Raw genomic sequence first — 18015 nt, 5'->3', positions numbered from 1 at the left:
GAATTTGATTCGCTCTATTCCTCTTTTTTTCCGGCAGCTCTTTTAGCAGCCAGGGCAGTACCTTCGGGAACACCCTCGGGATCGGTCACCATCGAGAACTTAAATATTTCATTCTTTTTGAATGCGTCGATCACCCCTTTGAATGTAGGATATTTAGCGCTGTTGTCACCTTTTACCAGCAGGGTCATTGTTTTACCTGAGAAGGCGCGGGTGGCAGCGTTCATCCACATACTCAATTCGTTATTAGCCGTATCGATGGGAATACCCGGAGCTTTGTAGGTTTTCACCTGCTCGGGCGTCAATTGCAAATACGACTTCAGCATTGAAAAAGGAACCCCTACATATGAGCCGGCTTTTGCAAATGCAGCTTTTTCTTTGGCGCTTAACCCAAGGTTTTTGCCCTGGTCTATCATATCGATAATGTCCTGCTTTTGACTAATATTATCGTCGCCAACCGAAAAGTATACTTTCCCATCTTTATCCATAAGGATCTCCACCACATTCTTGGCTTCTGCTGGCTTGGTTGAAACCGATTTGGGGGTTACAACGGCCACACCATCTTCAGATTTGAACTTGGTGGTGAGGATGAAGAAAGAAAGCAACAGGAATGCCACATCACACATCGCTGTCATGTCAACAGAGGTACTCTTGCGCGGCAATTTTACTTTTGGCATATTTTAATTATTTCTGATTCTGGTATAAGATTCACTTCCTTCCAAATTCCATATGCATTTCTCTTAAAAAAGCAATATTTCCCAATTTGGGGCTTACCACTTATTTGTACAGAGAGGCAAAGCTTTGGGTGAGGGTGAAACCAGACTCATCGATACCATAAGTAATAGAGTCGATCTTTGTAGTAAAGATGTTATACATGATGATGGAGATAGCTGAAGTACCGATACCCAATGCGGTATTGTACAACGCTTCAGAGATACCTCTTGACAGCTCAGCAGCAGCACCGCCACCACCTTCAGCACCCAGGGCCGCAAATGAAGTGATCATACCCAATACCGTTCCTAACAGACCCAACAGGGTTGCTACTGAAGCGATAGTTGACAGGAACACCAGGTTCTTTTCGAGCATGGGCAGTTCCAGAGCGGTAGCTTCTTCAACTTCTTTTTGAATAGCCAGTACTTTTTGCTCAGTATCCAGCTCAGTGTTAGAGATCATTTCTTTGTACTTGCGCAAACCAGCTTTCATCACATTTCCTACACTACCGCGTTGACGGTCGCACTCAGAAATAGCCTGATCAACATTTTTGTTAGCCAGGTGATATTGTACTTTACGAATGAATTCAGCAATGTTACCAGCACCGGTAGCTTTTGTAATAGTCAGTAAACGCTCGATAACGAAGGTAATAACGGTTAAAAAGGTTGCAAGCAGAAGAGGTACAATAATACCACCATCATACATTCTCACCAAACCACCCTTAGGTCCTTTATGTTTAGGCCAGAAAAAAGCGCCAGAAGTATCAGGTTGAGAAAAGTTACTGGCGTCACCGAGCAAAAAACGCCAGATACAATAACCAGCGATGATACAAACAACAGGGGCTACCCATGAAATAGCATTGGATTTCTTTTTTGGTTGAACGGATGTACTACTCTTCGCTGCGGTTGCAGTCGCAACGGGTCTTGTTTCAGCCATGATTGTGTTTTTTAGTGTTTTATAAATTTTAAGCTATCAGTAGATTCTAAATGGGCCCACAATTTTATGCAAAAACTAACTTCCCCCGATCAAAAAGATCAAGAAAAATTTTGATAAGGTTCACAAGTTAAGAAATTTCTTAACTGATCGCCTAAAAAACAGGCGATTTGATTGAATAGAACGGGCCCAATATATGTCATAATTAGAAACAAAACAAGTGATTGACTCAATGAGCATTAGGCTATAGACAACCAACTACCGGTTCCCCCCTATTGAACTGCTTGCCGATTGTTAATCAGGCATAGTTTATTGCTAATTAACAATCGACATTTTTGATCAACGGTAATAAGGTTTACATTGAGAGAAATTGAATTACCCTACCTTCATCCATTAAAATTTTTCATGGTCTGATTTCAGATGGATATTTTAATACAACGTTTTCGTAAATAGTTCCAGGGCACCCTAAATTAAGTGTTCATTAAAAATCCATCTGGCTCAAAAAACAATAACTATAATGATGAAAAAGAGTTCGTCCCTCCTGGTGATGGTACTGATTTGTTGTAGTGCACTCACATTTGCCCAGCAAAAAAAATCAAACACGCCAGCCCCGGCGGCAGATACTGCTAAACGCCCGGTGCCTTTAGCTCCCCGCCCCCCGCAAACCGGCCCTAAACCCTACAAAGAAGTTATCACCGACAAAGCAATAACCCGCAAAGGTCTTTTCACCGTTCATAAGCTCGACGACAAATGGTACTTCGAAATTGGCGATACCCTGTTAGGAAGAGATGTACTGGTGGTGAACCGCATTTCCAAGGCCCCCATCAATACCCGAAGCGGCTTCTTTGGCTATGCCGGTGACGAGATCAATGAGAACGTGATCCGTTTTGATAAAGGCCCCAATAATAAAATATGGCTGCGGAATATCTCCTACTCCGTTTATTCCCGCGACTCTTCGAAACCCATGTACAAGTCGGTACAGAACAGCAATATTCAACCCATTGCCGCCGCCTTCGATATTAAAGCCTTCAGTAAAGACAGCACCGGTATCGTTATAGATGTAACAGATTTCATCAACAGCGATAATGATATCCTGTTCTTTGCCTCTTTCTTTAAATCATCGCTTCGCATTGGCGGGGTTCAAATGGATAAATCCTATATAGCAGACATCCGGTCATTCCCCATCAATACCGAAATAAAAACGGTAAAGACCTATAATAAAATGCCTGCCCCCAGCCCATTTCCCGGACTGGCCACCGGGCCTACCGGTAATGCCACTTTTGAGCTCAACAGCTCGCTGGTACTGTTGCCCAAAGAAGCTATGCGGCCCCGCTTTTACGACGACCGGGTAGCCTATTTCACTACCGAGTACACTGATTTTGATGCCGATCCGCAAGGCGTTAAGGACATCAGCCTCATTACCCGCTGGCGCCTGGAGCCCAAAGAGGAAGACATGGAGAAATACAAACGGGGTGAGCAGGTTGAGCCTAAAAAACCTATCATTTACTATATTGACCCCAACACCCCCGAAAAATGGGTCCCCTACCTCATTCTGGGGGTGAACGACTGGCAAAAAGCCTTTGAAAAGGCCGGCTTCAAGAACGCCATCATTGCCAAACGGGCGCCTACCAAAGAGGAAGACAGCACCTGGAGCCTGGAAGACGCCCGCTATTCGGCCATTGTTTATAAACCTTCCGAGATCCCCAACGCCAGCGGACCGCATGTTCATGACCCCCGCAGCGGCGAGATCCTGGAATCGCATATTAACTGGTATCATAATGTAATGTCGCTGCTGCGTAACTGGTACCTGATACAGGCTTCGCCCAGCGATCCCCGTGCCCGCCATGCGCATTTCGACGATTCATTAATGGGCGATCTTATTCGCTTTGTATCTTCTCACGAGGTAGGCCATACCCTTGGTTTGCCCCATAACATGGGTGCATCTTCGGCTACCCCCGTTGAAAAACTACGCGATAAGGCCTGGGTAGAAGAGCATGGCCATACTTCTTCTATCATGGATTACGCCCGTTTTAACTATGTAGCACAACCGGAAGATAAAATAGGCATTGCCGGCCTGTATCCCCGCATTGGCGAGTACGACCTGTGGAGTATTGAATGGGGCTATAAATTACTGCCCGGTAAAACCGACGATGAAGAAAAAGCCATTCTGAACGATTTGGTAAAGAGCCATTACGGTAATAACCGCCTGCGCTTCTTACATGCCGACGGCGTTGACCCCCGCGCACAAACCGAGTGCCTCGGCGATGATAATATGAAGGCCAATGAATATGGCATCAAAAACCTGAAATGGATAGTACCACAATTACCTAAATGGCTGAATGAAAAGGGCGAGAACTACAAAACCCTCGATGAGGTGTATGACGAAGTGTATACTACCTTCAGCCGGTATATAGGCCATGCCGTTACCCATATCGGCGGCGTATATACTGATCTCAAGACCACCGACCAGGATGGCGCCGTATATACCGTTGTACCTAAAGCCGTGCAAAAAGAGGCCATGGCCTTTTTGCAAAAGAACCTGTTCGCAACACCTACCTGGCTGTTGAACAAAGCCATTATGGAAAAGGTAACCTCACCGGTTGAGGACAAGATCAGCAGCCTGCAGGATGTATGGTTGGGCGCCCTGTTAAGCCCCCTACGTTTGCAACGCCTGATTTCAAGTACTAACCGCGATGCGCAGGCTTACCGCCTCGATGAGTTTATGGACGATCTGAAAAAAGGCATCTGGAGCGAATTACCCGCCCGCGCCCCTATTGATAATTACCGCCGTAACCTGCAAAAATCTTTTGTTGAAAGATTGAGCTCGCTGGCTGCCAATACGCCTCCTGCTGGCGGTATGGGCGGCGGCGGTGGCATCACCATTTCGTTTGGCCCCTCGGTAGAAGTTCGGAAGACCGATATCATTTCGGTTGCCCGCGGCACTCTGCGTGCGCTGAAGGCCGAGATCGCCGCTGCGATCCCTGCTTATGGCGATAAAATGAGCCGGTACCATTTGCAGGATCTGAATGAAAGAATTGACAGGGTATTGAACCCGAGGTAGGGCGCGGCCCACACCCCCAAGCCCCCTAACGGGGGTGTAAAGGCAGACTCGCGATAAACATCAGAGTAATAAATTTTAAGGGTACTTAACTCGAAAGGGATAAGTACCCTTCTTTTTTTGGCCCGGTCCCTTCTTTTCATGAACTTACAGTTCAATGAAAATCAGCAAGTTGGACTCCTTTTTTTCAGGGATTTTCTTTTTTCAGGCGACCGGCCGTTTTTCCGGAATCCTCTTTTCCTTTCAGGATTTCTCTAATCCTTCCGGGAAATTGCTCCTCCTTTCAGGAATTCTTAAAAGCTGAAAGGAATTCACAAATCCTTCCAGGAATTCATAAAATCTTCCGGGAAATCTCTTTTCCTTCCGGGAATTCATAAAAGCTTCAGGGAAATCTCCTTTCCTTCCGGGAATTCTTAAAAGTTGAAAGGAATTCTCAATTGCCTCCAGGAATCCGCAAAAGCTTCCGGGAAATCGCAATTCCTTCCAACATTTCACAAAAAAATCGCAGAGTAGCTTGTAAATCAGTAACTATTGGGATGAAAATTGAAACCTAGAGCAGTAAATCGATTAGTTATGGAGCAAAGTGCTTAAGTAAAGGTGATTATTTAAGCAGTGGCACCAGAAAATCGCTCACAGTGGCGCAATCTTATGCAACAAAGGATTATTTCTCGTTAAAGTACCAGCAAAATGACTGACTATGGCGCAATTCTATGCAACCGGGGATTATTTCGCGTTGCAGCACCTGCAAATTGATCTATGCTTGCAGGTATTGTTTATAGATATACCGGTACTCCTGCATGTAACCACTAAAACCATAGACGTTCGGGTAACTTTGAACTGTGAACTTCGAACTGAAATCTAACAAACTAAAAACTACTCATACCGCAACGCCTCAATCGGGTTCAACCGCGCAGCCTTTATAGCAGGATATATCCCGGCCAGCAAACCCACCAGCGAACAAATGACAATACCCGTGATCACCCAGTTCCAGGGTATCACAAAACTGGTACTCAGCAATATGCCCACCACATTGCCCAGTATAATGCCCAACACAATACCGAAGCCGGCCCCCAGCATACTGATAATGATAGATTCATACAGGAACTGGTACCGCACATTCTTCTTTTTACCGCCAATCGCTTTTACCAGCCCAATTTCCTTGGTTCGTTCGGTAACGGCCACCAGCATAATATTCATTAAACCTATAGCTGCCCCCACCAGGGTGATCACCCCTATAAGCAGGGCCGCAAAAGTGATAAAGCTCAAATTGCGGATCAGCATTTCAGCAAAGCTGTCGCTTTTATCGACCTGGAAATTATCGGTTTCGGTAACCGATAACCTGCGAATGGTGCGAAAAGTACCGGTGGCTTCACCAATGGCGCCATCAATAAGCTTGATATCGGGCACCTTTACCTGAATATTGAATGAAGCATTGGGATTGCTATTGAAGTACCGGCGCACGTTCGAATAAGAAGTTATAATGATATTATCGAGGCTGCGGCCAAAGGTGGAACCCTTTGGTTCTAACGTGCCCACAATGCGGAATGGAATATTATTGATGCGGATGATCTTATCGAGCGGCCGTTCAAAGCTCTCTCCAAAGAAACGGGTGGCCACATCTTTTCCGATCAAACATACATTACGGCTGGTTTGAATATCCAATGTATTCAGATCGCGGCCATATAAAACCGAAAACCCATTTAAGCTGGTGTAATTTTCATCACCGCCAACCACCCATACGTTGGGATTGGTTTTCTGGTTCCCATACGAAATGATGGCATCGCGTACGCCCATAATATTGGTGCTAACCTGTGCCGGAAAATGATAAATATCCTTGAACGCTTCGGCCTGATTTTCGGTAATGGGTTTGCCCTGGCTCGATTTCTTCTCCTTCTTCTGCCCCTTCTTTTCCTTTTTCACCTCTTCATTTCTGAAAAAACGGCGGGGCTCCTGGTAGCGGAGGGTAAAACCCAGGGCGCCCATGGAAGAAAAGCTTTCCAGGAATTTTTGCTGAATGGCTACAATGGCGGTATTGATGCCTATAAGCGCGGTGATACCCAGGGCTATAATGGCCACTGTAATACCCGTACGCAACTTGTTACTGCGCACCGTACGAAAAGACAGCGAAAGCGTATCGCGAAGTGTCATACTAAATTAGTGTGCCTAATATAGTAAATATTACGCCTTGCAAAACGGTAAGTTATATGAGTGGTGAGCTCTCGATTCTTCGGCGCTTCGACTTCGCTCAGCGCAAGCCCGCTCAGAACTACAAATAAAAGAAAGAAGTTAACTGATGTAACAGCCATTCGGGGAAAATACCCAGCAACACGACCACGGCAGCAATAACGATCAGTAACCCTTTAAAGCTGCGGGAGGTTTCAATTTCCTGTGATTCGGCTTCCCCTTCTTTAAAATACATGGCCTGTATAACGCGGAAATAATAATACACGCTGATGGCGGCGCACAACACCCCTACAATAACCAGCCACATTACATTGCCATTGCTGATGGCGGCCGATAACATATAGAATTTGGCCCAGAAGCCCGCCGTTGCAGGTATGCCAGCCAGTGATAACAGGAAGATCGTATTGGTAGCAGCCAGCACCGGTTGACGCTTGGCCAGTCCGTTAAAACCTTCAAAAGTATAATCCTTCATCTTCAGCAACACTGCGAAAATACCGATGGTAGCCAGGCTGTATGCAGCTGCATAAAAGATCATCCCTTCCCTGGCCATATCGTTCATAGCAACCAGGGCAAACAGCATAAAGCCGGCCTGTGCTATACTTGAGTACGACAGCATTCTTTTAACGCTTTGCTGAAATACGGCAGTAATGTTACCGATAAACAGGGTGGCAGCTGTAATGATAGCCACCAGCAATTGCCACTGGCTTTTTACATCGCCAAAACAGCCTTCGAACAAACGGATAAAAGCTATGAAGCCGGCCACCTTTACAATGGTTGCCATGAAAGAAGTAAACACGGTGGGTGCCCCATCGTACGCATCGGGCGTCCAGAAGTGGAAGGGCGCAGCCGATACCTTGAACGACATTGCGAACAACAGCAGCAGTAAACCGGCAGCCAGCATGGGTGTAAGGTTCGTGGTTCCCATTCGGATCACATCCATATTGAAACTGCCTTTTACCCCATAAATAAGGGTAATACCCATGAGCATGATACCGGTTGAAAAAGATCCCATCAGGAAGTATTTCAGCGCCGCCTCATTGCTTTTGAGATTGCGTTTATCGCTACCGGTCAATATGTACAATGGTATTGAGATGATCTCGATACCGAGGAACAGCATCAGCAAAGAATCGAACGACGATACAATGGCAATACCGCACAGCACAAAAAATATCAAGGCAAAGTATTCGGCGAGGTTTACCCCCACGCGTTCCATATCACGGCCACTCAGCAGGAAGTACACCCAGGTGCTGCCAAAGGCAATGGTATTGAACAACAGGCCAAAGATGTCGAACGACAGCATGCCTCGTACGTTCACATTAAAAAAATGATAGCCGCCCATGTCGAGCACATTGGCTATTACCAAACCCAGCAGGCCAATAATAGCTACAGTGCGCACAGCGGTTTTACTATTCGTGAACACGCCACAAAACATCATCACTACACCCAGAACAGCCGAAATTACAATTGCATTCATAATTCAATTCTATACGTTCGCTTATGGTAATTTGACAAACATTTTTGAGTAAATGGCATCTACCGCATGCCTTGTTGCTTCGATCATTGGCTTGGGATATACACCCATTACTACAATGCCTATCAGCAATACAACCAGTACAAGCTTTTCATTGCCACGAATATCCTTGGCATTGGCGGTCAATGTGCTGGTATTGCCATACAATACCTTTTGCAGCATATTTAAGGTATATACAGCCGATAAAATAATGCTGATACCGCCCACTACCATAAAGATATAATGGTAGTTCGATGACTTGGAGCCAAACACCCCGTTGAACATCATGAACTCACCAATAAAAGCATTGGTCAGCGGCAGGGCCACATTGGCCAGCGATACTATCACCAGCATAATGGCCAGGGTGGGCGCTTTTTGTGCCAGTCCGCCCAGCTCACTCATCTTACGCGTTCCAAACTGACGCTCTATCAGTTCAACAATGATCCAGAGACCGATAATATTGATACCGTGGTTGAACATTTGCACCATTACACCCTGTATACCCACTGAAGAGGTAACAAAGATGGCCAGGCCCATTAAACCCATGTGGGCAATTGATGAATAGGCGATCAGGCGTTTAAGGTCGTCCTGTTGCATGGCCACTATGGATGCATAGATCATTCCGATCACACACATGGATGCAGCAGGATCACCATAACCCCATAAGCCAACCGGTACTACCGGCGCCAGCCAGCGCAGAATGCCGAACACCCCCATTTTAACCATGATGCCGCTCAATACCATGGTAACCGCCGTGGGCGATTGCTCATACGTATCGGGCTGCCAGGTGTGGAATGGGAACAATGGTATTTTAATGGCAAAGGCCAGGAAGAACATCCAGAACAACCAGCCCTGTTGAGCGCCGGGCAGGTTCAGTTTGTAGAAAGAACTCATGGCAAATGAATGATCGGGGGTATGAAAATAAACCCAGATGATACCCACCAGCATCAACAGCGAGCCTATAAACGTGTAGATGAAAAACTTGAAGGTAACAGCCACTCTTCTTTCGCCACCCCAGGTAGAGCACAGGAAGTAAGCAGGAATAAGCGCCAGTTCCCAGAAGAAGTAGAACAACAGGGCGTCAGAAGCCACAAACACACCCATTAAACCGGTTTGCATCAACAGCATCAGGGCAAAGAACTGATGCGGATTTCTGTAGGTTGAATTCCAGGTGGCAATAAAGATACCAGGGTAAGCAATACCTGTGAGCAAACACAGCATTTTGCTCATGCCATCCATCGTCAGCGAAAAGCTGCTGCCTAAACTTGGCAACCAGGGTACATCACATTGAAAGTAAGACGCTTTATGTATAAAAGCGATGCCCGCTACAGCAACAACCATTGTTATAATGGATGTCAACAATGACCATACCCTCACACTCTTGTCCTGTTTTATCAGGAAAGCCAGCAAACCACTCACCAACGGAATAACTATCAGCAATACAGGTATCATAATAAGCTATAAATATTCAAGAATCGTGAAACGTGAAACTCACCATCTTACTTTTTCAAAAAGAACTTCACAACGAACAAGGCCAGCATGCCCAGCACCATCAACAGCACATAATTGCCCACCAGTCCGCTTTGTACCAGGCGAACCTGGCGGCTGGTATAATTCACTGTGCGGCCTACCCCGTTCACCAGCCAGTCGATAAATCTTTTCTCTACAAAGCTGTTCATGAATTTGGCCAGCCCGTTCAATGGTTTAACTATAATGAAGTTGTATAATTCATCGATGTACCATTTGTCGGCCAGCACTTTTCCAAAACCTGCAGGTTCATTGAGTTCAGGCTTTTTGATGTACCGGGCCCAGGCAATCAGAATAGCTATTACAGCCACCCCAACCGAAATGCTCATCAGCATGATTTCGGTACCATGATCGAGGGTCGCCACTTCGGGGTGTACCAACTCTTTTGCTTTAGTGGAAGCCTCAAATATGGGGGCCAGAAAATGTTCCAGTTTGTGCTCACCCATATTGAATACTTCGGGCAGGCCAACAAAACCACCTATCATGCTCAATATCGCCAGCACGATCAATGGAATGGTCATGGCGGCAGGGCTTTCATGCAGGTGATGCTTTTGCTCTTCGGTTCCGCGGAAAGAACCCCAGAAGGTAGTAAAATATAACCGGAACATATAGAAGGCGGTTATCATAGCACCGGCCACACCCAGGTAATAATACAGATGGTCTTTTTCGTATGCGGCTGCTAATATTTCATCTTTGGAGAAGAAACCACTGAAGGGTGGTATACCGGCAATGGCAATACAACCGATCAGGAAAGTTGCATGGGTTATTTTCAGGTGCTTTGCCAAACCACCCATTTTGCGAATGTCCTGCTCATGGTGCATGGCATGTATTACAGAACCTGCTCCCAGGAACAACAGGGCCTTGAAGAAGGCATGCGTCATTACATGGAACACGGCCCCGGTATATGCGCCCACGCCCAAACCCAGGAACATATAACCCAGCTGGCTCACGGTACTGTAAGCCAGTACTTTTTTAATATCGTTTTGTTTGATGGCGATGGTGGCCGCAAACAGGGCAGTAGCCAAACCAATAGCCGCCACCACGCTTTGCGTTTCGGGCGCCATGGTATATAAAATGTTGCTGCGCGCGATCATGTAAATACCAGCCGTAACCATCGTAGCGGCATGGATCAGCGCCGATACCGGGGTAGGACCCGCCATGGCATCGGGCAGCCAGGTATATAAAGGTATCTGTGCACTTTTACCGGTAGCGCCTACAAACAACAGTAAGGTAATACCGATAATATCAGTTCTTGTTAATTTATTGTACAGGTCGAACACACCGCTGCCTTCGGGTGTAGTATATGTTACGGTGCCCAGCTTGGCAATGAGCCAGAAGATGGCGATCAAAAAACCAAGATCACCAATACGGTTCATGATAAAGGCCTTCTTGGCTGCATTGTTGTATTCGGTATTCTTGAACCAGTAACCGATAAGGAGGTAAGAACACAAACCTACACCTTCCCAACCAATGAACATGATCACATAGTTGGCGCCCAGTACAAGCAGCAACATGGAGAACACGAAGAGGTTGAGGTAACAGAAGTAACGGCCAAAATGCTCACTCCGTTCTTCGTGCATATAGGCGGCTGAGTACAAATGTATCAGAAAACCCACGCCGGTGATGATCAGCAGAAAGAGAGACGAAAGCTGGTCTATCTGAAAGGCAAAGGGAATTGATAAAGTACCGGAGTTTATAAAATCAAACAGGTTTACCACTTGTGTGTTCCCGTTCTTTACTTCCATGAAAAGCAGCACACTCACAATGAACGAGGCCAATACCATACCGCTGCCAATAATACTGATCAGCGATTTGGGAAGTTGTTTTCTGAGCAACCCATTGATCAGAAACCCAACCAGTGGAAAAAAGGGAACCAACCAAACTAATTGTAACACGTTGTTCATACAGTTTTTAATGCTTCAACCTGTTTAAAAAATTTACATCCACCGAATGCGTATTGCGGTACATCATCACAATAATGGCCAGGCCCACGCTTACTTCGGCTGCCGCCACCACCATTATGAAGAATACGAAAAGCTGTCCGTCGATACCGGCATTCGCTTTACCGGGTAATGCTGCCGCAAGATGCATTTTTGAGAACGCAACCAGCAACAGGTTCACCGCATTCAGCATTAGCTCAATACACATGAAGATGATGATGGCATTACGGCGGGCCAGCACTCCTACAATGCCGATACAAAAAAGGGCAATAGCCAGGTAGATATATCTTTCAATTAACATAAATCTCTTTTAATAAATTACTTCTTACCAATCACAACGGCGCCCACCATCGCGCTCAGGAACAGCACGCTGCTTATTTCGAAAGGCACTACGTAATCGGTGAACAGGGCTTTACCGAGGTTGCGGATCAAACCAATATCACCGGTTCCCAGCATAGCTATCTTTCCTTTTACTTCGGCCTGTTTCAATGCAGCTACCAGTACCAGCAGCAGACAGCCGCCTGCCACCACACCAGCCAGCTTGAGCCATTTATTCTTTTGCGGTTCGGTTTCGGCATTCAGGTTCATCAACATGATCACGAACAGGAACAATACCATGATGGCGCCTGCATATACGATCAGGTTCACAATACCCAGGAACTGGGCATTCATTAAAATATAATGTCCTGAAATGGCAAAGAATGTAATGATGAGCCACAATACACTATGTACCGGGTTTCGACTGATCACCACCATTATGGCGCTGCCCAGTGCCATTGCACTTAAAGCATAAAATAATACTTGTGTAATATCCATTGCAGCTTGTTGGTTCTGTTAATTGCCTTGTTCTTTGTTTGCTTTCCGGTTACCCACAGCCTTCCAGTATTCGCCGGGGTTGTCTTTAGGGTTCGGGATCAAAAGATCATCCTTGCCGTATATAAACCCTTTACGCTGATAGTTCGAAGGCGCAAAGGTTTCACTTAAATAAACGGCGTCTTTGGGGCAGGCCTCTTCGCACAATCCGCAGAAGATGCACCGCAGCATATTGATCTCGTATTTGGCGGCATACTTCTCTTCGCGATACTTGTTCTCTTCACCCGGTAAACGCTCGGCTGCTTCCATGGTAATGGCTTCAGCAGGGCAGGCCAGTGCGCACAACCCGCAGGCGGTACAACGTTCGCGTCCTTCTTCATCGCGGTTCAGGATATGCAAACCACGGAACACCGGGCTAAACGGACGTTTTTGCTCGGGATAGCTAATGGTAGCTTTCTTTTTAAATAGATGCCGTAAGGTGATCATCATACCCTTGAAAATATTCCACACGTAGAGTTTCTCCACAAGTGTCATGGGTTTACGGTCTACCGCTTTGGCTCTGTTTGTTAATGCTTGCATTATAAAAAGTTAACTTAGATCTGCTTAAACAACCTTCACTACTAAAACCGCAAAAGTATTTTTCTCCTTTCAATACGCCAATTAATTCCTCCCGCGTTCCGCGGTACTAAAACTTCCAGTGGTTAGCCTTCAGCAATACTATGGCGGCGGTCACTATCATATTGATAAGGCTAAGGGGTATCAACCCTTTCCAGCCCAGGTTCATCAGCTGGTCGTAGCGGAAGCGCGGGATGGTCCAGCGCACCCACATGAACAGGAATATAAATAAGGCCACTTTTCCAAGTAATGACACTGCCTGTAAAGCCACGAGCCAGTTGCCCCAGTCGGCATGGGCAGCATCGTTAAAAAATGGAATATCATAGCCACCAAAGAAAAGGGTTGCCATTATTACGCTGCTGATGAACATATTGATGTATTCAGCAAACAGGTAAAAACCCAGTTTCATCGAAGAGTACTCCTGGTGGTATCCAAAGTTCAATTCGTTTTCTGCCTCGGGCAGGTCGAACGGTGTACGGTTACATTCAGCAAACGCACATACCAGGAATATAAAGAAGCCCAGCGGTTGGTAAACAACATTCCACCAACTATCTATTTGCTGAGCAACGATCTCACTCATTTTTAAAGAACCGGTGAGCATCAGCAAGGCGATCAGCGAAAGGCCCATGGGCAACTCATAACTGATCACCTGCGAGGCGCCACGCAGGGCGGCCATCAGCGAAAATTTGTTGTTTGAGGCCCAGCCCCCGATCATAATACCATATACCCCCATGCTCACAACGCCAAACACGTATAAAATTCCAATATTGATATCAGCGATCTGCAGGTTCACTTCGCGGCCCATAACATTGAGCTTGCCGCCCCAGGGAATTACCGCCGATGTCATCATGGCGGCCAGCATCGCTAAACAGGGACCCAGAATGAACAGGAAACGGTTCGATGTATTAGGAATGATCTCCTCTTTCATGAACAGTTTTAACCCGTCGGCCAGCGGTTGCAACAACCCGAACGGGCCCGCCCGGTTCGGCCCACGGCGATCCTGGATAAAAGCAGCTACTTTACGTTCGGCATAGGTTTCATACATGGCAATTACCAATGACATGGTGACGATGCCTACAATGAGCACCAGTTTCTCAATTACAAAAAACAGGTCAATAGCTAATAAAGCAGAATGCATTTTAATTTTTTATGTAGTCAACTGTTTATTCTCTTCTCGTCTTCTGTTGCGTCGCGCACTTCAGGGTTCTGTCCCCTACTCCCCTTTCTTAAAATCTCCCGAATGCGCCGGTCCCTGTATTTTCGACAGGTCTATCGTGGGTTTATTCACTTCACTCACCGAATGAATATTCATCAGCAGGCGGGGCTGACGGCCACCCATTACTTCGGGTAAGGCTTCGTGTGGTTTCACCGTATCAACATAATGGTTGGCGCTTATCACCGAATGACGGCTTACCTTGGTTGGCCCATCAATAACCCAGTCGCTCGTTTTCTTTTTCTCGAAACGGCAGTCGTTACAGATCCAGTCCTGCACTTCGCCCCACTGGTCTTTACGGCCGGTAACGCGAAACACTTCATCACCCCGGTGCCACAAGGTAACCTTACCTGAGCATTTGGGGCAATTACGATGCGCATCTACCGGTTTCAGGAACCATACGCGGTTTTTGAACCGGAAGGTTTTGTCGGTCAATGCACCAACAGGACATACATCGATCACGTTGCCGATAAAATCATTATCGAGCGCTTTCTCAATGTAGGTAGCGATCTCGGCGTGGTCGCCACGGTCTAATACACCGTGCACGCGTTTATTGGTGAGCTGGTCGGCCGTAAATACACAACGGTAACACAGGATGCAACGCGTCATGTGCAGTTGTATATAGGGGCCGAGGTTATGTTTTTCGAATTGACGGCGGGGGAATTCGTAGCGGGTGCCTTCTGCGCCATGTTCATAGCTAAGGTCCTGCAGGTGGCATTCACCGGCCTGGTCGCAAATTGGGCAATCGAGCGGGTGGTTGATGAGCAACAATTCCACCACACCCTTTCTTGCATCCTGTACTCTTTCACTGGTAATGTTTTTCACCACCATGCCATCCATTACGTTGGTACGGCAGCTGGCCACCAGTTTAGGCATCGGACGCGGGTCGGCCGTTGAGCCTGCCGATACTTCTACCAGGCAGGTACGGCATTTACCGCCGCTGCCTTTCAGTTTGCTGTAATAGCACATGGCGGGCGGTGCCACATCACCCCCGATCATGCGGGCCGCATTCAGGATACTGGTTCCCGCTTCCACCTCAACGGTGATGTTATCGATGGTTACTTTAAATAACTTTGGTTGATCAGCCATAAAACCAAACCCCAAACCCCTAAAGGGGCTTTTTGGAACTTTCCGTTAAGAAAGCTCGTTGATTAACAAATTTATTTTCTCTACTACAACTTCTTTCGTCTTAAGTATCTCTTCGTTTGTAAAACGAATAACTTTCAATCCTTCCATTTCAAGCAGTCTTTGCCTTTCCAGGTCCGCCGCTTTTATTTCTTTCAGATCATGCACACTTCCATCTACTTCAATAACCAGTTTCAATTTGTGGCAAAAAAAGTCCACTATATAAATTCCTAAAGGATGTTGCCGTCTGAATTTAAATCCTAAAGGACGTTGTCTCAAATATTCCCAAAGAACTAATTCCGCTTGTGTCATGTTCTCACGAAACTTCTTTGCTCTTTCAAAAAGCAACCATGAAGCACCGTAGAACATTTTCTTCTTCATATCCCTTTTTTAAATTTCCTCCTCCCCTTTAGGGGCCGGGGGTATTCCCCCTTTAGGGGGACAGGGGGTATTATGCCTTCGGAGCTGCTGCTACGGGCAACGGATCAGCATAATGCGCCAGTCCATAATTCCTGTTCTGGGCGGCATTCGGATACTGCACATGCCACTCAAATTCATCTCTGAAATGACGGATGGCTGCAGCTACCGGCCAGGCAGCGGCATCACCTAACGGACATATCGTATTACCTTCTATCTTACGTTGAATATCCCACAACAGATCAATATCGCTCTTCTTGCCTTTTCCGTATTCAATATTCTTCAGGATCTTCTCCATCCAGCCGGTGCCTTCGCGGCAGGGTGAGCATTGTCCGCAGCTTTCATGGCGGTAAAAACGCGCCAGTGTTAACGTATGGCGCACCACGCACTGGTCTTCATCGAGCACAATAAACCCGCCACTACCCATCATGGTACCGGTGGCAAAACCGCCATCGCTCAGGCTTTCGTAGTTCATCATACGCGCTTCGCCTTTGGCTGTTTTCAACAGCAGGTTGGCGGGCAAAATGGGAACCGAAGAACCACCGGGTATGCAGGCCTTCAGGCGTTTGCCATTGGCAATACCACCGCAATATTCTTCGCTGTATATAAATTCTTCTACCGAAATGGTCATGTCAATTTCAAACACGCCGGGTTTATTGATATTACCGCAAGCTGAAATGAGTTTGGTACCGGTTGATTTACCTACGCCTATCTTGGCGTATTCCTCACCGGTAATATTGAGGATGGGCACTACCGCAGCAATGGTTTCCACATTGTTCACCACGGTGGGGCAATCCCACAAACCTTTTACCGCCGGGAACGGAGGTTTGATCCTGGGGTTACCGCGTTTACCTTCCAGCGATTCAATAAGGGCTGTTTCTTCACCGCAGATGTATGCGCCGGCGCCGCGTTGTACATAAATTTCACAATCGAAGCCACTGCCCAGGATGTTCTTACCCAGCCAGCCATTGTTTTTGGCTTCGGCAATGGCCTGTTCCAGTATATCAACGATCCACGCGTATTCGCCGCGGATATAAATAAATGTTCTGTTCGAACCTAACGCATAGGACGCTACGATCAACCCTTCCACCAGCAGGTGCGGAATGAACTCCATCAGGTAACGGTCCTTAAAGGTTCCTGGCTCCGATTCGTCGGCATTGCATACCAGGTAACGGGGAACGCCTTCGGGTTTGGCCAGAAAGCTCCACTTCATACCGGCAGGAAAACCAGCACCGCCACGGCCCCGCAATCCACTCTTCTTAACTTCTTCGGTTACCTGGTCGGGACTCATGGTCTTGAGCGCTTTTTCCACGCTGCGATAACCGCCTTCACGACGGTATACATCGTAACTACGGATCCCCGGAACATGCGCTTTTTCTAATAATAATTTTCTTCCCATTCTATATTTCTTTCAGCAATTATGCTGTCAGGTTTATTAATTATTCGTCACGGCGTTGCGCTCACACTCTGTAATGATGGCGTCGATCTTCTCTTTCGTCAGGTGCTCGCGGTAATGTTTGCCCAATTGCATCATGGGGGCATAACCGCAGGCGCCCAGGCACTCCACTGTTTTCAGGGTGAACAAACCATCGGCGGTTGTTTCGCCTACTTTAATACCCAGCTTGTTCTTTATATACTCAATGATCTCATCGCTGCCATTCAACATGCAGGGCCCGGTTTGGCACACTTCAAAAACATATTTACCAACCGGCTTCAGGTTGTACATCGAATAAAAAGTGGCCACTTCATACACTTCAATAGGCTCTATTTTGAGTAAGGAAGCCACATAATCCATGGTCTCTGCACTCAACCAGCCACCAAATTCTTCCTGGGCAATATGCAATACCGGAATCAGGGCACTTTTTTGCTTTCCTGTTGGATAGCGTGCAATGATCTCGTTCACCTTATTTAATTTCTCTGCAGAAAATTGAGCCACTTTACTATTGATATTTATGTTTACTAATTCTTTATC

General features: G+C 46.6%; 15 protein-coding genes. 1 reads left to right on the top strand and 14 read right to left on the bottom strand.

Annotated features, from left to right (window positions below; translation table 11 throughout):
- Positions 1-14: 14 nt before the first annotated feature.
- Both A3860_RS25180 and A3860_RS25175 read right to left on the bottom strand, forming a co-directional pair.
- Positions 15-674, bottom strand: coding sequence for an ExbD/TolR family protein (locus A3860_RS25180; RefSeq protein WP_081151245.1), 660 nt, complete (start codon positions 672-674; stop codon positions 15-17).
- Between the two features lie 100 nt (positions 675-774).
- Positions 775-1644 (bottom strand): MotA/TolQ/ExbB proton channel family protein, encoded by an 870-nt coding sequence (locus A3860_RS25175; protein WP_081151242.1) that lies wholly within the window; start codon positions 1642-1644, stop codon positions 775-777.
- Between the two features lie 514 nt (positions 1645-2158).
- Between A3860_RS25175 and A3860_RS25170 the strand changes: the two genes are divergently transcribed.
- A complete protein-coding gene (locus A3860_RS25170; protein WP_317043506.1) occupies positions 2159-4702 on the top strand; it encodes a zinc-dependent metalloprotease in 2544 nt (847 codons plus the stop codon).
- A gap of 870 nt (positions 4703-5572) precedes the next feature.
- Here A3860_RS25170 and A3860_RS25165 read toward each other — a convergent pair.
- The 12 genes from A3860_RS25165 to nuoE all read right to left on the bottom strand — a co-directional run bounded on the left by A3860_RS25165 (position 5573) and on the right by nuoE (position 17979).
- Positions 5573-6847 carry an ABC transporter permease gene (locus tag A3860_RS25165; RefSeq protein WP_081151240.1) on the bottom strand — a complete coding sequence of 425 codons (1275 nt, stop codon included), beginning with the start codon at positions 6845-6847 and terminating at the stop codon, positions 5573-5575.
- Between the two features lie 118 nt (positions 6848-6965).
- Entirely contained in the window at positions 6966-8357 is a 1392-nt protein-coding gene (locus A3860_RS25160; RefSeq protein WP_081151238.1) for an NADH-quinone oxidoreductase subunit N, read from the bottom strand.
- Positions 8358-8378: 21 nt separating this feature from the next.
- Entirely contained in the window at positions 8379-9845 is a 1467-nt protein-coding gene (locus tag A3860_RS25155) for a complex I subunit 4 family protein (protein WP_081151236.1), read from the bottom strand.
- 47 nt (positions 9846-9892) lie between these two features.
- Positions 9893-11824, bottom strand: a complete 1932-nt coding sequence (gene nuoL / locus A3860_RS25150) for an NADH-quinone oxidoreductase subunit L (protein ID WP_173820255.1) — start codon at positions 11822-11824, stop codon at positions 9893-9895.
- Positions 11825-11831: 7 nt separating this feature from the next.
- The gene (gene nuoK / locus A3860_RS25145) at positions 11832-12161 is read right to left on the bottom strand and encodes an NADH-quinone oxidoreductase subunit NuoK (RefSeq protein ID WP_081151233.1); all 330 of its coding nucleotides are present in this window, start codon (positions 12159-12161) and stop codon (positions 11832-11834) included.
- Positions 12162-12178: 17 nt separating this feature from the next.
- Positions 12179-12676: an NADH-quinone oxidoreductase subunit J family protein gene (locus A3860_RS25140; protein WP_081151231.1), complete on the bottom strand. Its 498-nt coding sequence runs from the start codon at positions 12674-12676 to the stop codon at positions 12179-12181.
- An 18-nt stretch (positions 12677-12694) separates the two neighbouring features.
- A complete protein-coding gene (nuoI, locus tag A3860_RS25135) occupies positions 12695-13252 on the bottom strand; it encodes an NADH-quinone oxidoreductase subunit NuoI (protein ID WP_081151228.1) in 558 nt (185 codons plus the stop codon).
- Positions 13253-13358: 106 nt separating this feature from the next.
- Positions 13359-14426 (bottom strand): NADH-quinone oxidoreductase subunit NuoH, encoded by a 1068-nt coding sequence (gene nuoH / locus A3860_RS25130; RefSeq protein WP_081151226.1) that lies wholly within the window; start codon positions 14424-14426, stop codon positions 13359-13361.
- Positions 14427-14501: 75 nt separating this feature from the next.
- Positions 14502-15605: a 2Fe-2S iron-sulfur cluster-binding protein gene (locus A3860_RS25125; protein ID WP_245843624.1), complete on the bottom strand. Its 1104-nt coding sequence runs from the start codon at positions 15603-15605 to the stop codon at positions 14502-14504.
- 30 nt (positions 15606-15635) lie between these two features.
- Positions 15636-16007 (bottom strand): endonuclease domain-containing protein, encoded by a 372-nt coding sequence (locus tag A3860_RS25120; RefSeq protein ID WP_081151220.1) that lies wholly within the window; start codon positions 16005-16007, stop codon positions 15636-15638.
- A gap of 70 nt (positions 16008-16077) precedes the next feature.
- Positions 16078-17442 carry an NADH-quinone oxidoreductase subunit NuoF gene (gene nuoF / locus A3860_RS25115; RefSeq protein WP_081151218.1) on the bottom strand — a complete coding sequence of 455 codons (1365 nt, stop codon included), beginning with the start codon at positions 17440-17442 and terminating at the stop codon, positions 16078-16080.
- Positions 17443-17478: 36 nt separating this feature from the next.
- The gene (gene nuoE / locus A3860_RS25110; protein ID WP_143774252.1) at positions 17479-17979 is read right to left on the bottom strand and encodes an NADH-quinone oxidoreductase subunit NuoE; all 501 of its coding nucleotides are present in this window, start codon (positions 17977-17979) and stop codon (positions 17479-17481) included.
- Positions 17980-18015: the final 36 nt, after the last annotated feature.

Source organism: Niastella vici (assembly GCF_002077945.1).
Classification (GTDB): domain Bacteria; phylum Bacteroidota; class Bacteroidia; order Chitinophagales; family Chitinophagaceae; genus Niastella; species Niastella vici.
This window is presented reverse-complemented; position numbering and strand designations above follow the sequence as displayed.

Excerpts from the sequence above, each read along its gene's own strand:
- A3860_RS25175 (WP_081151242.1), bottom strand. The coding sequence starts at position 1,644 with ATGGCTGAAACAAGACCCGTTGCGACTGCAACCGCAGCGAAGAGTAGT.
- nuoK (WP_081151233.1), bottom strand. The coding sequence starts at position 12,161 with ATGTTAATTGAAAGATATATCTACCTGGCTATTGCCCTTTTTTGTATC.
- A3860_RS25170 (WP_317043506.1), top strand. The coding sequence starts at position 2,159 with ATGATGAAAAAGAGTTCGTCCCTCCTGGTGATGGTACTGATTTGTTGT.
- A3860_RS25140 (WP_081151231.1), bottom strand. The coding sequence starts at position 12,676 with ATGGATATTACACAAGTATTATTTTATGCTTTAAGTGCAATGGCACTG.
- nuoH (WP_081151226.1), bottom strand. The coding sequence starts at position 14,426 with ATGCATTCTGCTTTATTAGCTATTGACCTGTTTTTTGTAATTGAGAAA.
- A3860_RS25160 (WP_081151238.1), bottom strand. The coding sequence starts at position 8,357 with ATGAATGCAATTGTAATTTCGGCTGTTCTGGGTGTAGTGATGATGTTT.
- A3860_RS25155 (WP_081151236.1), bottom strand. The coding sequence starts at position 9,845 with ATGATACCTGTATTGCTGATAGTTATTCCGTTGGTGAGTGGTTTGCTG.
- A3860_RS25120 (WP_081151220.1), bottom strand. The coding sequence starts at position 16,007 with ATGAAGAAGAAAATGTTCTACGGTGCTTCATGGTTGCTTTTTGAAAGA.
- A3860_RS25180 (WP_081151245.1), bottom strand. The coding sequence starts at position 674 with ATGCCAAAAGTAAAATTGCCGCGCAAGAGTACCTCTGTTGACATGACA.
- nuoF (WP_081151218.1), bottom strand. The coding sequence starts at position 17,442 with ATGGGAAGAAAATTATTATTAGAAAAAGCGCATGTTCCGGGGATCCGT.
- nuoL (WP_173820255.1), bottom strand. The coding sequence starts at position 11,824 with ATGAACAACGTGTTACAATTAGTTTGGTTGGTTCCCTTTTTTCCACTG.
- nuoI (WP_081151228.1), bottom strand. The coding sequence starts at position 13,252 with ATGCAAGCATTAACAAACAGAGCCAAAGCGGTAGACCGTAAACCCATG.
- A3860_RS25165 (WP_081151240.1), bottom strand. The coding sequence starts at position 6,847 with ATGACACTTCGCGATACGCTTTCGCTGTCTTTTCGTACGGTGCGCAGT.